Consider the following 4,439-nt stretch of genomic DNA (forward strand, 5'->3'; position numbering starts at 1 on the left):
AGGCCGGCCACGTCCGCGGCTATGACCGGCACCGCGCCCGCTTCGCCGACACGGTTACCGAGGTCTTCGCCGAACAGGGGCGGACCCCGCCCGATCTGGCGACTTTCTTCGCCGCGGCGGCTGGCCCCCTCTGGCAGCTCGAAAACGGCTTCCCGCGCTTCGAGCTCTGCCCGGCCGCGGAGGGCCCCGCGCTCGCGCTCCGGCTCCGTCCCGCCCCGCGGGTCACCGGAGAGGTCGCCGTGCGCACCGCCGCGGCCGACCCCCGGGTCACGCCCACCCGGAAGGGACCGAACATCGCGGCGATGAGCACCCTGGGGACCGCGCTCGGGGCCGAGCCCATCCTGCTCGACCCGCAGGGCGGGGTCATCGAGGGCGGCACCACAAGCCTGCTCTGGTGGCGCGACGACGTCCTCTTCTTCGTCGAGAACGGCTCCCGGGTGCGCTCGGTTGCCGAGCAGCTCGTCCGGCTCGTCGCCGACGAGCTCGGCATCGAGACGGCCCCGGGCCGGGCCACCCCGGAGGAGCTGCTCGGGCGCGAGACCTGGGCGGTCAACGCCCTGCACGGCATCCGCCCCGTCGAGCAGTTCGACGGCACCCGGATGATCCCGGTCAACGAGCCCCGGCTCGCCCTGTTCCGCGAGTTCCTGAACCGCACGTGGCAGCCGGTGACGCGCGCGCCCGACGCCCCCGGCAGCCCGAGCGACGGGGCAGGACCGCTCAGCCCGCGGCGAGCCCCGTCGGCGTGAGCGTGAGCTGCTGACGGACGAGCTCCGCCGGCACCGGGGTGTGGCTGATCACGATGACCGCGCGATCGGCGGGCACCGCGCCCAGCAGGTCCTGCAGCAGCGCCTGAGCGCGCTCGGGGTCAACGTGCGCGGTCGGCTCGTCGAAGATGAGCACGGGCACGTCCGCGAGGAGCGCCCGAGCGAGCGCGATGCGCTGGGCCTGGCCGCCCGAGACGAGCGCGCCCTCCTCCCCGACGCGGGTGTCGAGCCCGTTTCGCTCCGCGGCCCAGGACGTGAGGCCGACCCGGTCCAGCACCTCGTGCAGCTCGGCTTCGCTCGCGGTGTCCCGCGCAAAGAGAAGGTTCTGGCGCAGATCCGAGTCGAAGAGGTGCGGCGACTGCTCGCAGAGGCCGACGACGCGGCGCACCGCGCGGCCCGTGAGCGTCTTCGCCTCGACCCCGGAGAGCCGGTAGCTGCCCGTGTACTCCAGAAAACGCACAAGGGCGAGCGCGAGGGTGGACTTGCCCACCCCGCTCTCCCCCGCGATCACGACCGTGTCCCCGGCGGCGACGCGCAGGTCGATTCCCGAGACGGTGTCGCGCTCCGCGCCAACGCGGCGCACCGAGACGCCCGAAAGCTCCACGAGCGGTTCCCCCGGCACCGGCTCCCAGCGGTCGCTGCCCGCGGCCTCGTCCGGGATCTCGGCGGGACGGTCCGGCCGCGCGATCTCGTCGACCCGCTCGGCGCTCGCGCGCACCCGGCGCATCGCCTGCAGGGCGACGGGGGTCGCCGCGAAGACCTCGAAGACCGCGGCCGGAACGACGATGAGCGCTGCGGTGAGCGGCGCGGACATCCCGGATGCGGCGGGCCCGCCCCCGGCGGCCAGGAACCAGAGCACGGCGAGCGTCGCCACCCCGGAGAACAGGGAGAGCACGCCCGCGGCGAGGCCCTCGCCCGAAACGGTGCGGCGCTGGGCGAGCCGGAGCTTCTCGTCGGCGGCCCGCACGGCCGCCCGCTTCGCGTCGAGCGCCCCGAAGGCGCGCAGCACGTCCGCGGAGGCCAGCAGGTCGGAGACCTCGACCGCGAGCGCGGCCCGGAGCCCCGCCAGGCGCTCCTCGCTGCGCGCGGCAACCCGGTTGCTCGCCAGCACGGCGAGCCCGCCGCCGATCAGAACGCTGAGCAGCAGAATCAGGCCGCTCACGGGCGACAGGATCGCGACCACGACGATGCTCAGGCCGACAACGATCCCAGAGGTAATCAGGGGCTGCACGACCCGCAGTGGCAGGTTTTGCAGCTCGTCCACGTCGTCAACGAGCCGGGTGAGCACCTCCCCGCGAGACTGTTCGTCGAGCGTGCCGGGGGTCAGCGGGACGAGCCGCTCGAAGGTGTCGGCGCGCACCGTCGCGAGCTGCCGGAACACGGCGTCGTGGCTCGCGAGCCGCTCCGCGTAGCGGAAGGCCGCCCGGCCGATCGCGAAGGCGCGCACCCCCACGATCGCGAAGGTGAGGTGCAGGATCGGGGGCTGCTCCCCCGCGCGCACAATGAGCCACATGCTGAGCCCGAGCAGGGCGACGACGCAGATGTCGGCGAGCACCCCGAAGCTGATCGCGGGCGTCCAGCGCTTGCGCGAGGGCAGCGCCGAGGCGAGCACGCCCTGGCGGAGCGCGCCGAGGACGCCCGAGGGACGGGCCGAGGTCACGGGTTCTGCGCTCACGCGAGCACCCCTTCCAGCTGAACGATGCGGTCCGCGCGATCCCGGAGGGCCTCGCGGTGAGTCACAATGAGCACGGCGCGACCGGCGTCGGCCTCGGCCCGGAGCGCCTCGAAGACGCGGGCCTCGCTCGTGCGGTCGAGCGCGGCGGTCGGCTCGTCGAGGAGGAGCGCCCCGGCGTCGAGCCGCCAGGCCCGGTAGAGGCAGCGGGCGATCGCCACGCGCTGGGCCTGCCCCCCGGAAAGGCCGGAGCCCGCCGGGCCGAGGACGCGCTCGGGCGCGATCTGCTCGGCGTCGGCGGCCGCGAGGGCGCGCCGGACCCGCTCGGCATCGGGTTCCGCGTCGCCGAGGGCGACGTTCTCGGCGACCGTGCCCGCGATCAGGGCGGGACGCTGCCCCGCCCAGGACACCGCGCCGGGCACGCTCAGCGCGCCCGCGAAGGGCAGCAGGCCAACCGCGGCCTGGACGAGGGTGGACTTGCCGACCCCGCTGGGGCCGGTGAGGGCGACGATCTCCCCCGGCGCGACGCGGATCGAGGCGGGGCCGATGCGGGTCTCCCCGGTGTCCGCCGAGTCGAGGGCCGCGAGGGCGGCGGCAGCTCCGGGCGCGGCGCTCGGGCGGTGCCGCACGGAGACGCCGTCCAACACGAGATCCTGGCCGCGCGCGGTGACCTGGATCGCGCCCGAGTCCTGGTGCGGGCGGGTCTCCAGGATGTCGAAGATGTCCTCGGCGGCGGCGAGCCCCTCGGCGGAGGCGTGGAAGCCCGCGCCCACCTGCCGGATCGGCACGAAGGCCTCGGGCACGAGGAGGAGCACGAACAGGCCGACGCCGAGCAGCACGGAGCCGTCGACGAGCCGGGTGCCGATCGTGACGGCGACGAGCGCGACGGAGAAGGTCCCCGCGAGGTCCAGGACGAAGCCGCTCAGGAAGGTCACCCGCAGCACCTTCATGGTGCGGGAGCGGTACTCGTCGGTGAGCACCCGGATCCGGTCGACCTGCTTGCGCTCGCGGCCGAAAATCTTGAGGGTGGGCAGCCCCTGGATCACGTCGAGGAAGGAGCGGGACAGGCCCGTGAGCGCGGTCCACTGCTTGTCCTGCACGCCCTGTGTGGCGAGGCCGATGAGGATCATGAACATCGGGATCACGGGGAAGACGATGATGACGGTGATGCCGCTGGGCAGGTCTGCGATCAGGATGAGCAGCACGAGCACGGGCGTCGCGATCACGGTCATCACGAGCTGGGGCAGGTAGCCGGAGAAGTACCGGTCCAGGGCGTCGAGCCCGCGGGTGACGCGGACGGTGACCTCCGCCTGCGACTGGCCGCCGAGCCAGGACTGGCCGAGCTCGTCGATCTTGTCGAGGCTCGCCTGACGCAGCTGCTCCTTCACGCGGCTCGCGCCGCGCTCGGCGTTCACGTCGATGAGCCAGGCGGTGACCGAGCGGAGGATCACGCTCGCCGCGGCCCCGGCGGCGAGGCCGGGAAGCGCGGCAACGGAGCCCTCGATCAGGCTCGTGATCGATTGGGAGAGGAACCAGCACCAGCCGACGATCGCGAGCGTCTTCAGGACGCCCAGCAGGCCGCCGAGGGCCAGTGTGCCGCGGATTGCCTTGGCGTGCACCGCCAGACGCGGGTCAAAGGGTTTCACTCGTCACATCCTTGGCGGCCGCGGCCGGGTTCCGGGAGTTCCCGAGCACGCGGGCTCGGGGCGATTCGTTCAGGATATCGGGGGCGCGCCTGACGATTGCCAGGACGCGCCCCCGGGCACCTACGCGGTCGCCGGGACGGCGGCCTCCGGGGTCGCCCCCGGGATGTGCTTGCGCGAGACGCGCTTGCGGAACACCCAGAACGTCCACGCCTGGTAGGCGAGGATGAACGGGAGGGTGAACAGGGCGACCCAGCTCATGAACTCCAGCGTCATCTGGGAGCTGGCGGCCCCCGCGATGGACATGTGGTGCTCCGGGCCGACGCTCGAGAGCATCACGTTCGGGAACAGCGCCATGAA

4 protein-coding genes are annotated in these 4,439 nt (G+C 73.6%); 1 reads left to right on the forward strand and 3 read right to left on the reverse strand.

The genetic code is table 11. The features are described from left to right. A partial coding sequence (locus OOT08_RS18720; protein ID WP_325094413.1) for an aminotransferase class IV occupies positions 1–746 on the forward strand: 746 nt, incomplete at its 5' end. Here OOT08_RS18720 and cydC read toward each other — a convergent pair. The 3 genes from cydC to OOT08_RS18735 all read right to left on the reverse strand — a co-directional run. Continuing rightward, a complete protein-coding gene (gene cydC / locus OOT08_RS18725; RefSeq protein ID WP_325094415.1) occupies positions 718–2,439 on the reverse strand; it encodes a thiol reductant ABC exporter subunit CydC in 1,722 nt (573 codons plus the stop codon). The genes OOT08_RS18720 and cydC overlap by 29 nt on opposite strands. Beyond that, positions 2,436–4,082, reverse strand: a complete 1,647-nt coding sequence (gene cydD / locus OOT08_RS18730; RefSeq protein WP_325094416.1) for a thiol reductant ABC exporter subunit CydD — start codon at positions 4,080–4,082, stop codon at positions 2,436–2,438. The genes cydC and cydD overlap by 4 nt, the downstream gene beginning before the upstream one ends. A 120-nt stretch (positions 4,083–4,202) precedes the next feature. Then, positions 4,203–4,439, reverse strand: a 237-nt coding sequence (locus OOT08_RS18735) for a cytochrome d ubiquinol oxidase subunit II (RefSeq protein ID WP_325094417.1), incomplete at its 5' end; no start/stop codon positions are given.

Origin of the sequence: Leucobacter sp. M11 (genome assembly GCF_035726885.1) — a bacterium.
Taxonomy (GTDB): Bacteria; Actinomycetota; Actinomycetes; order Actinomycetales; family Microbacteriaceae; genus JAPFRB01.